Below are 17121 nucleotides of genomic sequence, written 5' to 3'. Positions count from 1 at the left end.
CAAGGAGTGGACATGACCACCACGACGGGCGACACGGCGATCCTGAGCGGGGTGCTCGACCGGTGGAAGGCGGCCGTCGACGCACACCGACCCGAGGGCGTCGCCGCCCAGTTCACCGAGGACGCCGTCTTCCAGGGACTGCACCCCTACAGCGTCGGACGGGAGGGTGTCGCCGCGTACTACGACTCCCAGCCCCTCGGCATGAAGGCCGAGTACCGGGTCCTGGAGACCCGGCGGCCCGCCGACGGCGTCGTCCTCGGCTACCTGGCCGTCGAGTTCTCCTTCACGGACCGGCCCCCGCTGGACGTCAAGCTCTCGGTCCTCGTGACCCGGGCCGGCGACGACTGGTACATCAGCCACTACCAGGTGTCCCGCCTCGACTAGAGCCGGCGCGCAGCGCCGTGCGGGCGTGTAGCAGCCGTGCGGGCGTGAAGCGGAGCTGTGGCGGCGGTTAAGAAATCCTCGATGGACCCGAGGCACTCGGGTACGGCAGATTGCTGTGCGATTCCACCCCCCTCCCCGGCCGCGGGACGCTTCGGCGTGCCCGCGGCCGGGACCTCACGCACAGGAGCCGTAGCGTTGAAGGCGCTGGTCAAGCAGAAGGCGGAGCCCGGGCTGTGGCTCGCGGACGTGCCGGAGCCCGCGGTCGGACCCGGTGATGTACTGATCAAGGTGCTGCGGACCGGCATCTGCGGAACCGACCTGCACATCCGGGCCTGGGACGGCTGGGCCCAGCAGGCGATCAGCACGCCCCTGGTGGTCGGGCACGAGTTCGTCGGCGAGGTCGTCGGGACCGGCCGCGACGTCGTGGACATCAAGGTCGGCGACCGCGTCAGCGGCGAAGGGCATCTCGTCTGCGGCAAGTGCCGCAACTGCCTGGCCGGACGGCGCCATCTGTGCCGGGCCACGGTCGGCCTCGGCGTCGGCCGCGACGGCGCGTTCGCCGAGTACGTCGCGCTGCCCGCCGGCAACGTCTGGGTGCACCGCGTCCCCGTCGACCTCGACGTCGCCGCGATCTTCGACCCGTTCGGCAACGCCGTGCACACCGCGCTCTCCTTCCCGCTCGTCGGCGAGGACGTCCTGATCACCGGGGCAGGGCCGATCGGTCTCATGGCCGCCGCCGTGGCCCGGCACGCGGGCGCCCGCAACGTCGTGATCACCGACATCAGCGAGGAACGCCTCGACCTCGCCCGCAAGATCGGCGTGAGCCTCGCGCTGAACGTGTCGCAGACCCGGATCGCCGACGGACAGCGGGAGTTGGGGCTGCGCGAGGGCTTCGACATCGGCCTGGAGATGTCCGGCCGCCCCGAGGCGCTGCAGGACATGATCGCCAACATGACGCACGGCGGCCGTATCGCCATGCTCGGCCTGCCCGCCCAGGACTTCCCCGTCGACTGGGCCCGGATCGTCACCTCGATGATCACCATCAAGGGGATCTACGGCCGCGAGATGTTCGAGACCTGGTACGCGATGTCCGTCCTCCTGGAGGGCGGACTCGACCTCGCCCCCGTGATCACCGGCCGCTACGGGTACCGCGACTTCGAGGCGGCCTTCGCCGACGCCGCGAGCGGCCGTGGCGGCAAGGTCATCCTCGACTGGACCCTCTGACGACAACCAAGGACTGATGATGTTCGACTCCGTGCGCGACGACCTGCGCGCCACCCTCGACGAGATCCGCGCCGCCGGCCTGCACAAGCCCGAGCGGGTCATCGGCACCCCGCAGTCCGCGACCGTCAACGTGACCGCGGGCGGCCGCCCCGGCGAGGTGCTCAACTTCTGCGCCAACAACTACCTCGGCCTCGCCGACCACCCCGAGGTGATCGCCGCCGCCCACGAGGCCCTGGACCGCTGGGGCTACGGCATGGCCTCCGTCCGCTTCATCTGCGGCACCCAGGAGGTCCACAAGGAACTGGAGGCGCGCCTCGCCGGCTTCCTAGGCCAGGAGGACACGATCCTCTACTCCTCCTGCTTCGACGCCAACGGCGGTGTCTTCGAGACCCTCCTCGGCCCGGAGGACGCGGTGATCTCCGACGCCCTCAACCACGCCTCGATCATCGACGGCATCCGTCTCTCCAAGGCCCGCCGCTTCCGCTACGCCAACCGCGATCTCGCGGACCTGGAAAGCCAGTTGAAGGAGGCGCAGGGCGCCCGGCGCAGGCTGGTCGTCACCGACGGCGTCTTCTCCATGGACGGCTATGTGGCGCCGCTGCGCGAGATCTGCGACCTCGCCGACCGCTACGACGCGATGGTCATGGTCGACGACTCGCACGCCGTCGGCTTCGTCGGCCCGTCCGGTCGCGGCACCCCCGAGCTGCACGGCGTCATGGACCGCGTCGACATCATCACCGGCACCCTCGGCAAGGCCCTCGGTGGCGCCTCCGGCGGCTATGTCGCGGCCCGCGCCGAGATCGTCGCCCTGCTCCGCCAGCGCTCCCGCCCCTACCTGTTCTCCAACACCCTCGCCCCGGTGATCGCGGCGGCCTCGCTGAAGGTCCTCGACCTGCTGGAGTCCGCGGACGACCTGCGGGTCCGGCTCGCCGAGAACACCGCGCTGTTCCGCCGCCGGATGACCGAGGAGGGTTTCGACATCCTCGCCGGCGACCACGCCATCGCCCCCGTGATGATCGGCGACGCGTCGCGGGCCGCGCGGATGGCCGAGCTGCTGCTGGAGCGGGGCGTGTACGTGATCGGCTTCTCGTATCCGGTGGTGCCGCAGGGCCAGGCCCGGATCCGGGTGCAGCTGTCCGCGGCCCACTCGACGGACGACGTCAACCGCGCGGTGGACGCCTTCGTGGCGGCCCGGGCGGAACTGGCGGCCTGAGCGGCCCGAGCACCCCGGACATATTGCAATAATCGAGCCATGATCGAGGCGCGGCGGCTCCACATCCTCCGTGCGGTGGCCGACCACCGCACGGTGACGGCGGCTGCCGCCGCGCTGTATCTGACCCCCTCGGCCGTCTCGCAGCAGCTGGCGGCCCTGGAGCAGGAGACCGGCCACCGACTGGTCGAGCGCAGCGCCAAGGGCGTACGGCTCACCCCGGCCGGTGAGATCCTCCTCGGCCACACCAACGCGGTCCTCGCCCAACTGGAGCGCGCCGAGGCCGAACTCGCCGCCTACGGCTCGGGCGAGGCCGGCACGGTCACCGTCGCCGCCTTCGCCACCGGCATCGCGCAGGTGGTCGCGCCGGCCGTGGCCCATCTCGCCCGCACCGCCCCCGGCATACGCATCCGCGTCCAGGACGCCGAGGGCGACGCCAGCCTGCCGATGGTCCTGGACCGGCAGGTCGATGTCGCGGTCGCCGTCGAGTACCGAGGGGCGCCGTCCGCCGACGACCCCCGGCTCACCCACGTCTCCCTGTACGCCGAGCCCTTCGACGCGGTCGTCCCGCTCCACCACCGCCTGGCCGGGGCCGGTGAGGTGCCCCTCGCCGAGCTGGCCAAGGACGCCTGGATCGGCCCCTACCCCGGCAACCCCTGCCATGACGTGGTCGTCCTGGCCTGCGAGAGCGCCGGTTTCCAGCCCCGCCTCGAACACTCCTCCGACGACTTCCGGGCCGTGGTGGCCCTGGCCTCGGCCGACGCGGGCGTGGCCCTCGTCCCCCGCTCCGCCCTGCGCGGCATGGACCTGACCGGCGTCGTCGTACGCCCGGTCGACGGCATCGCCCCGACCCGCCGCGTCTTCGCGGCCGTACGGCGCGGAGCCGAAGGCCATCCGCTGATCCGCCCGGTGCTGGAGGCGCTCGGCGAGGCGGCACGGCCGTGAGCCTTCCTTAACGCTGGCGTTTCATATCAGGGATATCGTCCCGAATATGAAACAGGAGCCGGAAGTGAAGCGAGACGAGACGGTCGCCCCCGATCCGGCCCTGGACCTCGCCCCGGATCCCCCTCCCGCCCCCGACCCCGTCGATGCCCGCCTCGGCCGCCGCCTCGCCGAACTGCGTTCCGAACACGGCTGGTCCCTGGGCGAGTTGGCGGAGCGCAGCGGAGTGAGCAAGTCCACCCTGTCGCGGGCCGAACGCGCCGAGACCAGCGCCACGGCCGCCCTCCTCAACCGGCTCTGCAACGTCTACGGGCGGACCATGTCCCAGCTGCTCAGCGAGGTCGAGGCGGCGCCCGCGCCGGTGCTGCGCGCGGCCGAACAGCAGGTCTGGGAGGACCGTGCCGCCGGTTTCGTGCGGCGGTCCGTGTCGCCGCCGCACGGCGGCCTGCGCGGCGAGCTCGTCGAGGGCCGGCTGGCCGCCGGCGCGGACATCGCCTACGACCGTCCGCCGGTGCCCGGCCTGGAGCAGCACCTCTGGGTGCTCGACGGGAGGCTCGCGGTGACCGCGCAGGAGGTCGAGCATCTCCTGGACACCGGGGACTGCCTGCGGCTGCGGGTGTGGGGACCGACGCGCTTCCGGTGCGCCGGGCCGGAGGAGACGCGGTATGTCCTGGCGGTGGTGCGGCCATGACGGCACTGCGCCTCGGGGCGGATCAACTGCATCAGCGGATGGGGGAGTTGGCAGATCTGCTGGCCGACACCGTGAACGGCGGGGCGTCCATCGGCTTCCTCGCGCCCTTCGAGCGGGAGCGGGCCGTCGCCTGGTGGCGGGGGCGGCTGGACGCCGTGGCCGCCGGTCGGCTCGCGGTCTGGGCGGCGCTGGACGACGGAGACCGGGTCGTCGGCACGGTCAGCCTGGCCTTCCCCTACCCCGACAAGCCGAACAGCCGGCACCGTGCCGAGCTGGTGAAGCTGATGGTCCACCGCGAGGCCCGCGGCCAGGGCATCGGGAGACGGCTACTGACCGTCGCCGAAGAGGCGGCGACCGCCGCCGGTATCACCCTGCTCCACCTCGACACCGAGACGGACAGCCCCGCCGAGCACCTCTACCGCTCGGCCGGCTGGACCCGCGCCGGAGTCATCCCGGACTACGCGGCCGACCCCGGTGGGGTGCTGCGGCCGACGACCCTCTACTACAAGCACGTCGGTGCTCTGACCAGCTGACTGTCAGTGGCAGGCGCTACGGTTCCAGGCATGCCGGAAGCCGAAGACGTACGCCGTGTCGCGCTGTCCCTGCCGGACACCAGCGAGAAGATCGCCTGGAGCATGCCCACGTTCCGGGTCGCCGGGAAGATGTTCGCCACGCTGCCCGAGAACGAGACCTCGATCGCCGTGCGCTGCCCCAAGGAGGAGCGCGACGAGCTGGTGCTCGCCGAGCCGGACAAGTTCTGGATCGCCGATCACGAGGCCCAGTTCGCGTGGGTCCGAGTGCGGCTCGCCGCCCTGGAGGACGAGGCCGAGCTGCGCGACATCCTCGCCGACTCCTGGAGACAGGCGGCCCCGCCCCGACTCCTGGATTCCCATCCGGAGGTGGGGCTGCCGGGCCCGGACTGAAACCCGCCGCACCGGCCCGAACCGCCGCGGCCCCAGGTCGAGCCGGCACTCCGCCCGGACAAAAGCCGTGCGCGACCACCGGTCCGAGTGCGGTATTGTTTCCTTGCGCGTTTCGACCAGGGAAATCCCAGGTCAGACGGCACCGGGACGTGGCGCAGCTTGGTAGCGCACTTGACTGGGGGTCAAGGGGTCGCAGGTTCAAATCCTGTCGTCCCGACTGGAGACAGTCGCAGGTCAGGGCCGGTTTCGGAGGCTTCCGAAACCGGCCCTTGATCATTCTTGGGGACCAGTTGGGGACCGGCGCCCTTGACCGGGTTCAGCGGGTCACGACGATCGGGCTCGGCAGTGAGCGTGGTGCGCGCAGCACGCTGAGGTGTGCGGAGAGCGCCGCCCCGGCGGCCGTGATCTTGTGTACGTCGGGGTGCAGGTATCGCTGAGTGGTGGTCAGGGAGCCGTGGCCGGCGATCCTGCGGAGGACGTGCACTTGGACTCCGGCGTCGGCGAACCAGGTCAGTCCGGTGTGCCGGAGGTCGTGGCGGCGCAGGTGTTCGTAGCCGAGTTTGGTGACCACGTCGTCCCAGTGTGTGGCGTCGCGCAGGACGGCTGTGGAGATGCGTCCGCCGCGCGGGCCGGTGAACAGGCGGGCGTCGGGATTGGGTCCGGCGGACAGGACGCGCTGGGCGACGAGGGGACGGATCTCCTCGACGATGGGAACCTTGCGGGCCCGTTTGCCTTTGGTGCCCTTGTCGGTCAGCCCGCCGGGCGCGGGTGTGGTCTGGCGCCGCACGGTCCAGATCCATTGGTTGGTGTCGATGTCCCCGACGCGGCAGCCTGAGACCTCGCCGATCCGTGCGGCGGTGCATGCGGCGAAGACGACCACGTCTCCCCAGCCGCGGTATTGGTCGTGGGAGGCGGTAACGAGCGCGTCGGCCAGCGCGACGAGGGTCTCCCAGTCGGGCAGGGCTAGCGCCCGTGGGTCGAGGAGTTCGTCCTCGGCCTGCTTGTAGAGCTTCTGCCAGCCGGTCACCCGGGCGGGGTTGACATTGATGATGCCGTCGCGGACTGCCTGCTCCATGACGCGTACCAGGACGGCGATGGTGTTCTTCACCGTGGAGCGGCTGTGCTCGTCGGCGATCCAGTTCTGCACGGTGCGGTCGACGACGCCATTGGTGATCATCCGCACCGCGAGGTGGCCCAGGGCGGGGACCACGCGCATCCGCCACCCCGACAGGTAGGGGTCCAGCGTTTTCAACTCCAGGCCGCGCAGGGCGAGGTCCATGTTCGCTTCGCCGTATTCGGCGAGCTTCATGGTGGCCAGCGATGGGCTCAGTCCGGCCTGCGCGGCCTCGATGATGGCCTGGAGCCATTCCTGGGCCTCATCTTCGCTGTCCTTTCCCTCGGACAGTGACTGGCGGCGCTTGCTGGTCGGATCGGTCCACCGGACACGCGCCCGATACGGAGTGGGGCGGTCAGGGCGGTATTCGATATCGGTTGAGAGCCGGACACCGACAGGAACGTTGGTCTTATCGGCCATTGAGTCCCTTGGCCGGGACGGTACGTCGGTGGCGCAGCCATTCCTCGACGTCAAGTGCGCTGTACATGACGACGCGTTCCGAGACCGTGACGAATGGTGGCCCCTGGGGTGGCTGGGCGGTGCGCCAGCGGCGCAGGGTTGAGGCGTCCACTCTCAGGCAGGCGGCAAGGTCGCTGGTCGAATACCAGGCGCCGGTGAGGAGAGCCGCTTGGCTATCAGGCGAGATGGCATGATGGTGAGCAGCTGCAGGGTCCGCTGCGGCCTCCTTCTTACTATGCAGTTCGGCGTTGGCAATGGTTGCTATCGGTTCATTGGGCAAGTGCGGCTGTTCTCCGGGGAGTACGGAACACTAGACGGATCTGCGGAAGAGTCCAGAGACGGACAGCACAGTTCGCGAACGGAGAACGCGCGGCGGATTTCCAGCAGGAAGCGGCGACGCGCCTTCGCTTCGATCTGTGGTTGTGTCCGGGTGCGGACGTTGGCGCATTAATCGTCTCCGGAAACGCCGGTTTGGCTAACCGGCGTTTCCGAGCTATGTTGCCGCCGAGCCGGACGGCGGTAGGCGGTCATTCGGATGTTTCACTGCCGTGTCCATTGACGCAGCCGGAAGTCCCAGGGGACTCCCACTGCTGACGGGTGCCTTTCGGCTCTATGCGACACCACGGGCTTGTCAAACGGACTCGCTTCCAGCGAGGGCGGGTGGAGCCTGGATGTCAAGTGACTGGCGCTCGGTCGATGCCTTGCGGGATGGTGGGGTCCTGATGATCGACGACGACTCCGCGGTCGCTGGTGGCAGTGAGCCGGCAGTCCCCGCCGGTCCCCGGACGCCCTACAGTGAGAGGCCCGTCGCGCGGGCCGGCGGGGGTCTGTACGGTGAGTGGCAACAGGCGGATCGCAACTACGAGAATCTCGGTGTCTGGAACGTTGAGGGGCTGTTGTGGTCATGTTTAGGGCAGCCGAGGATCGGAACAGCCGGCCGGATGGAACACGGGAAACATCAGACTTCGTGGCGGTCGTCCTCTGAGACAACCGAGGATCGCAACACGGCGATCATGGTGGCGAGCGACTACAAGCCCTCGTCGCGGTCGTCCTCCGGGTGACCGAGGATTGCAACGACCAGAAGATCACTTGCGAGAAGGCTGACATGCGCGTGGCGGTTGCCCTCGGGGGCGACGGTGGATCGCAACAACTCCTTCGGCCGGTATGCCGAGACCGTGCCCGGCAGCGGTGGTCACTCTCCGATGTGTCCGAGGATGGCAACCGGCAGCACACGAGCCGGGACAATGATCCGCAGCTGTGGCGATCGCCCTCCTGGGCAACCGAGGATCGCAGCTGGGACATGAGCCGGGTGTGGATTGTGCCGCTACACAGTAGCGGTCGCCTTCTGCGGCGGCCGAGGTTCGCAACCCCGACTTCTAACACCAGGTCAAGCTGGTGGCGGTCGCCCTCCCGGGGTGGCCGAGGATCGCAACCATCCTCTCTCTGAGGTTCCCCCTGCCGGTCGGACAGCTTGATACTGGGACGGATGGTCCCGGAGGAAGCAGTCACAGGTAGTGAGCGGCAAGAGCAACATGAGTAAGCGGTAGACGGCCGAGTTCAAGCGGGACGCGGTCGCCTTGGCGTTGTCCTCGGAGAAGACGGTCACCGAGGTCGCGAGGGATTTGGGTGTGAGTCCGGAAGGGCTGCGGGGGTGGGTGAAGCAGGCGAAGGTCGACCGCGGTGAGGGGCCTGCCGGGGTTTTGACCACTGCGGAGCGTGAGGAGCTGGTCCGGCTGCGGCGGAAGGTTCGCGAGCAGGAGGCCACGATCGAGGTTCTGGGAAAAGCGACCGCCTTCTTCCCTCGGGACAAGATGAGGTAGACACCGTGGCACGGTGTCGTTTCATCGATGCGGAGAAGGCATCGGAGGGTAATCCTGCGGTCACAGCGTTGCCTTTCTGTGCCGTGTGCTGGGAGTGCCCCGTTCCACCTACTACGCGCACAGAGCGTCACGGCTGGCCCGGACGGTGCGGGAGCGGGCCGAGGAGGTGCTGGTGGGCGAGATCCGGGTGCTTCACGCCGGGTCTCGCGGTGCCTACGGGGCCCCGCGGATCCACGCCGCCCTGCGGCGGGCCGGGCGGGTGGTGAACTCCAAGAAGGTCGAGCGGCTGATGCGCAAGCACCGGATCGTCGGGATCACCCGCCGCCGGCGGCGGGGCCTGACCCGGCAGGCGAAGCGGGCGGTGTTCGCGCTCGACCTGATCGGCCGGGACTTCACCGCGCCCCGGCCCGGGATGCGGCTCGTCGGCGACATGACTGAACTCAGCACGCTGGAAGGGAAGTTGTATCTGGCGACCTGTATCGATCTCGCGACGCGGGAGGTGGTCGGCTGGGCGATGGCCGACCATCATCGCGCCGAACTACCGGTCGCCGCCTTGCGGATGGCGGCCGGGCGTGGCGACCTGGAGCAGGGTTGCGTCATGCATACGGATCGCGGCAGCGAGTACACGAGTGACGAATTCCGCAGCGAAATACGCAAGTTGAGCATGAGGCAGTCGATGGGGCGTGTCGGCTCTTGCTACGATAATGCCGCCGCGGAAAGCTGGTTCGCCATCCTGAAAGCGGAGATCGGGACGACCACGTGGGAGACCCGCGAGGCCGCCCGGGCGGACGTTTTCCGCTACGTCGAGGTCGAGTACAACCGCAGCCGGCTCCGTCGGCACCCCGACTACGGGTACGTCACCCCGATCGAAACGAGATCCTTGCTCAGGCAGAACCTCGTCCCGGCAGCGTAAACCCGCGCTGTCCAGTTCGCGGGGGGAACTTCCAAGGCTGGGTAGTTAGCGTTTTCGCAGGTCACGCAAGGGGAGTTGAAGAATTCTCGACGTAGAGCAACGGAGCTCGTTGGTACAGGCAGTCGACCAAGACAGCTTGTCCCGAAGGAGCTCCGTTGCCCCGTCATTGTGTCCTGCCGTCTGCGCTGACGGCCATCACCCGAACGGTCACCGTGGCCGCGGGCCGGTTCGCTCCAGGGCATCTGGGGGAACTGACCGCCGTCGTACCGTTCGAGCTGGTGGACGCGGTCCTTGCGGAGACGAGGACGGTGCAGCAGCGGCTGCGTGATCTCCCGTCGCGGGTCGGGGTCTACTTCTTGCTGGCGATGTGCCTGTTCCCCGAGGTCGGCTATCGCCTCGTCTGGGACAAGCTGACCGCGGGTCTGTCCGGGATGCCAGTGGTCTGTCCGTCGGCGAAGGCGTTGCGTGACCTGCGCCGGCGGATCGGCAGCGCGCCGGTGCGGGCGCTGTTCGAGGTGCTGGCCGGGTTGCTGGCCCGGCCGACGACTACAGGTGTGCGTTTCGGTCCGTACCGGACGGTGTCATTCGACGGCTGCAGTTCGCTGAGGGTGCCCGATTCCGAACGGAACGGGGCCTGGCTGGGCAGGACTTCGCACCATGGCTATCCGACGCTGGAGTTGATGACGCTGGTCGAGACCGGCACCCGGGCCCTGGTCGGCGCGGTGTTCGGCCCCACCGCCGAGGGCGAGACAAGCTACGCCGGCCGGCTGCTGCATCTGCTGCGGCCGGACATGCTGGTGCTGTGGGACAAAGGATTCGACAGCAACGCCTTCCTCGCGCAGGTCACCGACACCGGCGCCCAGGTCCTGGGCCGGCTCCGCAGCAACCGGCGCACGCCGGTCCTCACCCGCCTCGCTGACGGCTCCTACCTGTCGGTGATCGGCACCGTGAAAGTGCGGATCATCGACGCACAGATTGCCGTGACCTGCGCGGACGGCACGTCCTTCACCGGGTCCTACCGACTGGTCACCACCCTGACCGACGCCCGCCGTTACCCCGCCACCGCGCTGGTGGGTCTCTATCACCAGCGGTGGGAACACGAATCCGCGTACTACGCGCTCCGCCACACGATCATGAACGGGCGCAACCTCCGCTCGGGCGACCCGGCAGGCATCGAGCAGGAGATGTGGTCACTGCTCACGCTCTATCAGGCCCTGCGCACCGTGATGGTCGGTGCCGCCGAGTCCCTCCCCGGCACCGACCCGGACCGCTGCTGTTTCAGCATCACGCTCCACACCGCCCGCGACCAGGTGATCCAGGCCACCGGCATCGTCACGACGGACACCGATCGGGACACTCTCCTCGGGACGATCGGCCGTCGGATCCTGACCGGCCTGCTCCCGTCCCGCCGGCAACGGGTCAGCACCCGCAAGGTCAAGTCACCGATGTCCCTCTACAGCGAGCGACGCGAAGACGGCCGCCCCGACACCAGCCGCACCGTCACCCACCTCAACGTCACTGTCCTCCTCGAACCCCTGGATCACTCACCCGCACTTCCCTCGGCCTCCCGGGACGACCGGCACGCCGCCCCAGCCGCGCGGCGCCGACACCGCATCCTGGCCCTGCTCCAGGAAGACCCCACGCGTCTTTGACAGCCCCGTGACATCGCCGCCCACTTCGGCGACGTCACTCTGGAGACCATGTACAGACAACTGAATCGGTGGGCCGCCAGCGGCCTCATCCACAAACTCGGCCCCGGCCTCTACGCCGCAACACCGTGGTCTCCAGCCCCACTTGCGTGACCTGCGAAAACGCTAACTACCCGGCCTTGGGGGAACTTCACCGCGGTGGCGGTCGTCTTTCGGGGCGACCGAGGATCGCAATGCCGGCCACCGCCTCGGCATGCGTTCCGGCGACCGTGTGGCGATCGTCCTTGGGGACGACGAGGACCGCAACCACTGGGGTGCGCCGGGTCCGGCGAGGGCGCGGGTGTAGCGGTCGTCCTTCACGACCGAGGATCGCAACACCAAGAGCCTGACCGGCTCGGCGAGCGAGATCGCCTGTGGCGGTCGTCCTTCGGGACCACCGAGGATCGGAACAGCATAGGCGACAAGTGCGGAGCATCAGCCACTGACGTAGCGGTCGTCCTTCGGGACGACCGTAGATGCCTTGCGGGATCGTAGGTTCCTGATGATCGGCGATGACTCTGCGGTCGCCGGCGGCAGTGAGCGGGCGGTGTTTGCCAAGCCTCGCGCGCCCTACAGCGAGCGGCCCGTCGCGCGAGCCCGGTGGGCGAAGGTGCAGGAACTGGTCGAGCGGCTCGCCGCCGAAGGACGCATCCGGATCACCGCTCCGGATGGCGACACCGTCGCGGAGTGGCGGCGTGTCGTCAACTATACGAAGCGGCACGTCCTGGATGCGGCGAGTAAGCGCATCGAGAAGGTCCCGTACGGCTGGCCGGGGCTGGGGCGACGCGGGGAGTCGGTACGTCTCTGCCAGGTCCAGGGTCTACGCCGAGTGACCGTCAATCGGAGAAGTTGATCCCTTCGTCGATCCAACCAACCGCACTCAAGTCACGGACCAGCCAACTGTAGGCCAGGTTCGTCGCCTGCCGTTCTAGGCCCATCGAGAGCTGTTGCTCATGCATGGCCGGAAGGCGGAAAACAGATGAGCGGACGGCGCGGATCTGCTGCCAGATGTCGTTCGGCACGTCCGGCTCTTCGGCGAGCCCCATGTCGACGACCGGGGGGCCGTGATCGCTGGCGGTCGCGTCGTGGTGGATGGCGAAGGCGACCGAGGCGGACCACGCCTGGGTGTCATCAGGGCTCGGCATGATGACGATGCCTTTGGCTCGGGCAGGAAACACGTCGTACAGACCGAGGGCCGCTCCGAACTGCGGAAAGTTGGTCTCCACCAGTTCGCGGTACCCCATGAGGGCGTCCCGCAGTACCTCGGCCGTGATGGACCGGGTCAGTTCGGGCGAGTAGGTCTGCCAGTAGTAGCGCGGATTGCCACCGGTCCGGTCGGGTGTGGGGCGAGGGCTGTCCAGTACATCGCCATGGACATGCCGCAGTTGGGCGTCGAGCCAGCGGACGTCATCCGAGTCAAAGGACTTGCTTCCACCGTGCTGCCATCTCGATCGGACTGTCTTTGCCGCGTGCGCCACAAGACGTTCCACTTCGGTGCGTAGATCGGCCACGGGGATCTGTCGGACGGGCTTTCTGCCATGTCGGTACTCCATGATCAACCGCGCGAGGAACCACATGCGCTCGATCGCCAGGGGCGACTCGGGCGGAACGGGCAGCGTGCGTTGGCGTAGGCGACGTGTCAGGGAGGCGCGGAGCTGGTCGCGCGTCCAATTCCACCGCGCGAAGGGCTCACCTGGCTTGTCGAAGACGCTGATGTCGTGAAAGTGCTGGAGCCAACGCCCGACGCCGAACTCAAGGTCGCTCCGCAGGAGCACGTCTCCATCCAGCACGCCGGCACGGGCGTGCCCGACGAACAGCACGTCCTCCGCCACCAACCTCACACCCCAAGGTGCGAGCTTTCCGTGATGGTGCGGCACGAGGTATGGCCCCAGCGTGCCGACGCCCTGTAGCCAGGCGAGCATCGCCTCCCGGAGCCGGACCCCCAAGGCGACCGCCGGATCCTTGCCGTCCTCGTCGGGCAGGTTGATTCTAACGGCGGGCTGATGCTCCGGTGACGGCGGGTGAGCGCTTCGGGATTGGTCATCCGTTTCCTCCAGCACCCAGGCTGCCGCTGCCGGGTTCGTACGGGCCATGCGAAGCATCAATTCCTCGGCGACCTCGTGTGCCGCGCCTTTGAGGGCGAATGCGAGTGCGTAGCGCCAGCGGGGGAACTGACGCGGGCTGGCGGCGAATTCGATCGACGTGTGCCCGTCTTGGAGCGCCTGAGCGGCAAAATGCTGCTCGAACAGGGGGAGCGCGAATCTCAGGAGTCCGCTGTCGTGGACGACGAGGCCGGTCTCCTCCAGTTCCCAGATGGCATAGGGGCGGGCGAACGAATGGGCGGTAACCATGCCATCCGCGTCCAGAATGCGCGCCGCCAACCTGGGCAGGGTGTCCCACACTTGCTGTGAAGCCTGCGGGCGTTCGCGCTGCAGGATGGACGCGGCCAGCCCTGACAACAGCTCGTGCGTGGAAACGCGGCCGTCGCGGCCCGCACCCAACCAGGTTGCCAGGGCGTGGACTTGCAGGGGAGTGGTGAGCAACTGCTCTACCTCGTAGACCTCCAGGGCCCGGAAATGGGTGTCGTCGGTCACGGTCCTCAAGAGATCGAATCCTCTTGCGGGCGACCAGGGTTCCACGTCGATGCGCTCGCCCTTGTCGACCGTACCGGCTCCTGGGCGGGTCGTCGCTAGCACGCTTATCAGCGGCCAGGTCAGTACGAGGCGGCGGGCTTCGTCAAGGAGTCGGTCGGCTTGCTGCGGGCTGACCGCGTCCAGGTTGTCCACGACAACCCGGCACTCTCGCAGTGGATCGCCGCCGATCGCATCCTGGAGCGCGGCGGTCAGTGTCGCCGGGATGTCCCGTGCCTCCAGCCATACCGGAATCTCCACGTCGGTGTCCCGCCACGCCGCGGTCAGACCTTCGCTCCACCACTGCTCCGCCTTCTCGCTCTTGCCGGCTCCCATGGGTGCGACGAGCACGCGCAATGCTCCCTGGGGCACCTCGACTTCAGGCGTGGCTTGCCGGGCCTTCCAGGCCAGCGCAGCCTCGACGCGGTCGGCTGGAGTACTGCGCAGGCGGACCTTACTGCGGGCCATGCAGCTCTTGGACGCCAGCACCAGCGCCTGCGCTCGTGACCGCGAGCGGGCAGAGAACGGCAGGACGGCAGTCAGTCGGTCCATGAGATCGCCGGAGCTGAAGGAAGCGTTGGCGACCTCCGCCACCTCGGCATCGGAGAGAGCCAGATGCCGTGCCCGGGAGTGAGACTCGACCTGAATTCGCTTCCACTCACGTAGAACTTCTGCCGGATAGTGCTCGGGCGTGATGTCGATCTCGGAAGCGTGCCGCTCGCACAGAAGGATCAAATTGTCGAAGTCTCGGTTAGCTTCCCTGCTCATGGTTGGGTCCCATCGCGGCCCACCCTCGCTACGTGCGTGGATGTGCGCCACGCGGCTGTTGAGCAGGCGCCTGCCGGTGGAGGCGCTGTCCCGGTACAGCGGTTCATGGCAGTCCGGGATGCCGCACGCCAACGCTGTTGCGTACAGCTCCTTGATGGTCGAGTCGGTCGGCTCACGGTGACGAACGGGCGGAGGAGGCGCGTCAGGGCTCACGCACTCAGTTTGATGCGTAGACGGTGTTACGAGTGCCAGAGTTGTATCTGCAACCGTGCGGCGATCTTCGAACGTACTCGCCTTCTAGTTCCGCAGCCAGCGCGACGATGCTCCGGCCGGGGTGCCAGGGGCGCTTGGTGCCGCTTCCGGATCGCGGTGCCCGCTGCGGCCTCCTGACGGCCATCGCCCAGCCATGGATCGACACGGGGGGTATCCACGGCGGGGTAACGTCCAGTACGAGTTCGGCCTGAATGGCCAGGATGCTGAAACCGCCTGCAGTTCTCTACCCGAGGTGCACATCGACAAGCCGTCCGCCGCAGAATTGACCGATACACCAGCGGGCCGTTCCGGGCGACGCCCCGCCCGCCCTCATCCTGCGCTCCGTTGAACTGGCGGCGGCGACGGCTTCCACGTATTGCGCCACGCATACGCCTCGGTGATCCCCGAAGCGGGCGAGTCCGTGTCACCCGGCTGGCTGGCCAGATGGAGACTGGGGACGGCTTGGACGAGCATGGTGACCTGGGAGGTTGTGAGGGCCGCTCACCGGAACACACGTTCTGCGTGTCGGCTGCCCACCGAAGAAGGGGGCATGAGCGTAGGGACTGTGTCCCCGGTCTACTGGTGTCTGATCCGGCGTTCCTCGAAGAGCCTTCTGGCTTCTGCCGACAGGGCGGTCGTCATGGCCAGCATGTTCAGCAGGACTTCGCCAGAGCTGGACAAACGCACCTGGACTACGTTGCCTGCTTGGCCCTGGACTGTCCGCTCCAGTAGACCCAGCGTGGCCCACTCACGGCCGTGCGCGAACCCGCTGCAGATCTGCCACAGGTTCTGGGCTGATGACTCCTTGCCTCCGCTCAGCTGCTCGTCCACGTACTTGAGCTGATGCTGAGTGCTCCAGCGTCCGCACACGCCGTTCGGATCGATGCCGTGCTGGGTGGCGAGATCTCGAATCTCCTGTATGCGTGTCGGGGTCGGCCTACCTGAGGGCTGTATTCCGGCCAGGTCCGTGAACTCCTTTCCTTTGCTGACGTTCTCGTAGGCCCGCTTGAGGCAACGACGTATACGCTCCTGGCGGCTGCTGGGGCCCAAGACCCAGATCGCTTCACCTGCAGCCTCAACGGCGGCGCGAAGCAGGCTGTACGGCGCGTACGCGTGCAGGACCTTGGCTTCGAAGAGCAGCGCCTGCACCGCGTGCAGATGATCGACAGCGTGGGAGAAGCACTGGTAGGCAGCGCTGGAAACCATGAGCGTAGGGACCTTGGCATCGTCACCGCTGAGGCTGCTGCCCGGCTCCACTGGAGGGATGTGCTCACCGGACTCTCGCTGCCACACGTTGATCATGTGGAGAGCGTGCTGAACATGAGGCGGAACTGGCGTCTGTGCTTGCGACATAGCGCATGATCCCGCACGGAAGTGCTCCACGGCATCCCAGTTCTTATGCGTTTGTCTGCAGACATGGAGTGATCTCACGGACGAAGCCGAGCGCGACAGCACCGAGCAATGCTCATGACCTGTGGATCGGTGTCGGGAGACACGCGAAGGGCGTACCTTCCCGAATGATCCTTTGATGGTGATCGAGTAGGCCGACGTTGGCGCGTCGGTTGGGAAGGCACGCCCGTGCTCACCGTAGTGAATGACGACGACTCCACGCGAGACGGCTCCTTGATCGACGACATCGTCCGCGAGGGCGCTCGGCGGATGCTGGCTGCCGCGTTGGAAGCAGAAGTCAACAGTTACATAGCCGAGTTGGCTGATCAGCGGGATGGTGACGGTCGCCGTCTAGTCGTGCGCAACGGCTACCACCAGTCCCGGAAGGTGACCACAGTCGCCGGGGCAGTGGAGGTCAGGGCCCCGCGGGTGAACGACAAGCGCATCGACGATGCCACCGGGGAGCGCAAGCGGTTTGCCTCGGCGATCCTGCCGCCGTGGTGCCGGAAGTCCCCGAAGATCAGCGAGGTACTGCCGCTGCTCTACCTAATTCCTTGTTAACAGCTCCAGTAGCGGGGACCACGCCCGCGCCGGACTGTTCGAGCGCGGGACTACGACGCCTAATTCCTTGTTAACAGCTCCAGTAGCGGGGACCACGCCCGCGCCGGACTGTTCGAGCGCGGGACTACGACGCCTTTCTGGACCCTGGCCGTT

Annotated in this window: 14 protein-coding genes, 1 tRNA gene and 3 pseudogenes; 14 read left to right on the top strand and 4 right to left on the bottom strand. The window is 67.9% G+C overall.

Features of this window, described 5'->3' with window-relative positions:
• The first annotated feature begins 12 nt into the window (after positions 1-12).
• The 8 genes from AB0D59_RS46850 to AB0D59_RS46815 all read left to right on the top strand — a co-directional run bounded on the left by AB0D59_RS46850 (position 13) and on the right by AB0D59_RS46815 (position 5591).
• Positions 13-384: a nuclear transport factor 2 family protein gene (locus AB0D59_RS46850; protein WP_362578010.1), complete on the top strand. Its 372-nt coding sequence runs from the start codon at positions 13-15 to the stop codon at positions 382-384.
• A gap of 195 nt (positions 385-579) precedes the next feature.
• Positions 580-1608, top strand: a complete 1029-nt coding sequence (tdh, locus tag AB0D59_RS46845) for an L-threonine 3-dehydrogenase (RefSeq protein WP_362578008.1) — start codon at positions 580-582, stop codon at positions 1606-1608.
• A gap of 19 nt (positions 1609-1627) precedes the next feature.
• Positions 1628-2821 (top strand): glycine C-acetyltransferase, encoded by a 1194-nt coding sequence (locus tag AB0D59_RS46840; protein WP_362578101.1) that lies wholly within the window; start codon positions 1628-1630, stop codon positions 2819-2821.
• A gap of 39 nt (positions 2822-2860) precedes the next feature.
• The gene (locus AB0D59_RS46835) at positions 2861-3763 is read left to right on the top strand and encodes a LysR family transcriptional regulator (protein WP_362578006.1); all 903 of its coding nucleotides are present in this window, start codon (positions 2861-2863) and stop codon (positions 3761-3763) included.
• Positions 3764-3863: 100 nt separating this feature from the next.
• Positions 3864-4451 carry an XRE family transcriptional regulator gene (locus AB0D59_RS46830; protein ID WP_362578100.1) on the top strand — a complete coding sequence of 196 codons (588 nt, stop codon included), beginning with the start codon at positions 3864-3866 and terminating at the stop codon, positions 4449-4451.
• Positions 4448-4984 carry a GNAT family N-acetyltransferase gene (locus AB0D59_RS46825; protein ID WP_362578004.1) on the top strand — a complete coding sequence of 179 codons (537 nt, stop codon included), beginning with the start codon at positions 4448-4450 and terminating at the stop codon, positions 4982-4984. The genes AB0D59_RS46830 and AB0D59_RS46825 overlap by 4 nt, the downstream gene beginning before the upstream one ends.
• Positions 4985-5014: 30 nt before the next feature.
• Complete coding sequence (locus AB0D59_RS46820) at positions 5015-5374, top strand: MmcQ/YjbR family DNA-binding protein (protein ID WP_362578002.1); 360 nt, start codon at positions 5015-5017, stop codon at positions 5372-5374.
• A 143-nt stretch (positions 5375-5517) separates the two neighbouring features.
• Positions 5518-5591, top strand: a tRNA-Pro gene (locus tag AB0D59_RS46815).
• A gap of 99 nt (positions 5592-5690) precedes the next feature.
• Here the strand turns inward: AB0D59_RS46815 and AB0D59_RS46810 are convergent.
• Positions 5691-6908 (bottom strand): site-specific integrase, encoded by a 1218-nt coding sequence (locus AB0D59_RS46810; protein WP_362578001.1) that lies wholly within the window; start codon positions 6906-6908, stop codon positions 5691-5693.
• Entirely contained in the window at positions 6898-7227 is a 330-nt protein-coding gene (locus AB0D59_RS46805) for a helix-turn-helix domain-containing protein (protein WP_362577999.1), read from the bottom strand. The genes AB0D59_RS46810 and AB0D59_RS46805 overlap by 11 nt, the downstream gene beginning before the upstream one ends.
• Positions 7228-7669: 442 nt before the next feature.
• Between AB0D59_RS46805 and AB0D59_RS46800 the strand changes: the two genes are divergently transcribed.
• The 5 genes and pseudogenes from AB0D59_RS46800 to AB0D59_RS46780 all read left to right on the top strand — a co-directional run bounded on the left by AB0D59_RS46800 (position 7670) and on the right by AB0D59_RS46780 (position 12221).
• Positions 7670-8008, top strand: coding sequence for a hypothetical protein (locus AB0D59_RS46800; protein WP_362577997.1), 339 nt, complete (start codon positions 7670-7672; stop codon positions 8006-8008).
• A gap of 498 nt (positions 8009-8506) precedes the next feature.
• Positions 8507-8767, top strand: a pseudogene (locus tag AB0D59_RS46795) (transposase); the annotation flags it as partial.
• 73 nt (positions 8768-8840) lie between these two features.
• Positions 8841-9680, top strand: a pseudogene (locus tag AB0D59_RS46790) (IS3 family transposase); the annotation flags it as partial.
• 155 nt (positions 9681-9835) lie between these two features.
• Positions 9836-11332, top strand: a complete 1497-nt coding sequence (locus tag AB0D59_RS46785; protein ID WP_362577995.1) for an IS4 family transposase — start codon at positions 9836-9838, stop codon at positions 11330-11332.
• Positions 11333-11870: 538 nt separating this feature from the next.
• Positions 11871-12221 carry a hypothetical protein gene (locus tag AB0D59_RS46780; protein WP_362577993.1) on the top strand — a complete coding sequence of 117 codons (351 nt, stop codon included), beginning with the start codon at positions 11871-11873 and terminating at the stop codon, positions 12219-12221.
• Here AB0D59_RS46780 and AB0D59_RS46775 read toward each other — a convergent pair.
• A complete protein-coding gene (locus AB0D59_RS46775) occupies positions 12205-14979 on the bottom strand; it encodes a hypothetical protein (RefSeq protein WP_362577992.1) in 2775 nt (924 codons plus the stop codon). The two genes, AB0D59_RS46780 and AB0D59_RS46775, sit on opposite strands and share 17 nt — an antisense overlap.
• Before the next feature lie 615 nt (positions 14980-15594).
• Positions 15595-16320: a hypothetical protein gene (locus AB0D59_RS46770; protein ID WP_362577990.1), complete on the bottom strand. Its 726-nt coding sequence runs from the start codon at positions 16318-16320 to the stop codon at positions 15595-15597.
• A 276-nt stretch (positions 16321-16596) separates the two neighbouring features.
• On the opposite strand from AB0D59_RS46770, the pseudogene AB0D59_RS46765 reads away from it, so the two are divergent.
• A pseudogene (locus tag AB0D59_RS46765) lies at positions 16597-16956 on the top strand (transposase); the annotation flags it as partial.
• Between the last annotated feature and the right edge of the window lie 165 nt (positions 16957-17121).

Source organism: Streptomyces sp. NPDC048417, assembly GCF_040651615.1.
GTDB lineage: Bacteria > Actinomycetota > Actinomycetes > Streptomycetales > Streptomycetaceae > Streptomyces.
This window is presented reverse-complemented; position numbering and strand designations above follow the sequence as displayed.

Excerpts from the sequence above, each read along its gene's own strand:
- AB0D59_RS46850 (WP_362578010.1), top strand. The coding sequence starts at position 13 with ATGACCACCACGACGGGCGACACGGCGATCCTGAGCGGGGTGCTCGAC.
- AB0D59_RS46840 (WP_362578101.1), top strand. The coding sequence starts at position 1,628 with ATGTTCGACTCCGTGCGCGACGACCTGCGCGCCACCCTCGACGAGATC.
- AB0D59_RS46835 (WP_362578006.1), top strand. The coding sequence starts at position 2,861 with ATGATCGAGGCGCGGCGGCTCCACATCCTCCGTGCGGTGGCCGACCAC.
- AB0D59_RS46825 (WP_362578004.1), top strand. The coding sequence starts at position 4,448 with ATGACGGCACTGCGCCTCGGGGCGGATCAACTGCATCAGCGGATGGGG.
- AB0D59_RS46820 (WP_362578002.1), top strand. The coding sequence starts at position 5,015 with ATGCCGGAAGCCGAAGACGTACGCCGTGTCGCGCTGTCCCTGCCGGAC.
- AB0D59_RS46810 (WP_362578001.1), bottom strand. The coding sequence starts at position 6,908 with ATGGCCGATAAGACCAACGTTCCTGTCGGTGTCCGGCTCTCAACCGAT.
- AB0D59_RS46800 (WP_362577997.1), top strand. The coding sequence starts at position 7,670 with ATGATCGACGACGACTCCGCGGTCGCTGGTGGCAGTGAGCCGGCAGTC.
- AB0D59_RS46780 (WP_362577993.1), top strand. The coding sequence starts at position 11,871 with ATGATCGGCGATGACTCTGCGGTCGCCGGCGGCAGTGAGCGGGCGGTG.
- AB0D59_RS46770 (WP_362577990.1), bottom strand. The coding sequence starts at position 16,320 with ATGATCAACGTGTGGCAGCGAGAGTCCGGTGAGCACATCCCTCCAGTG.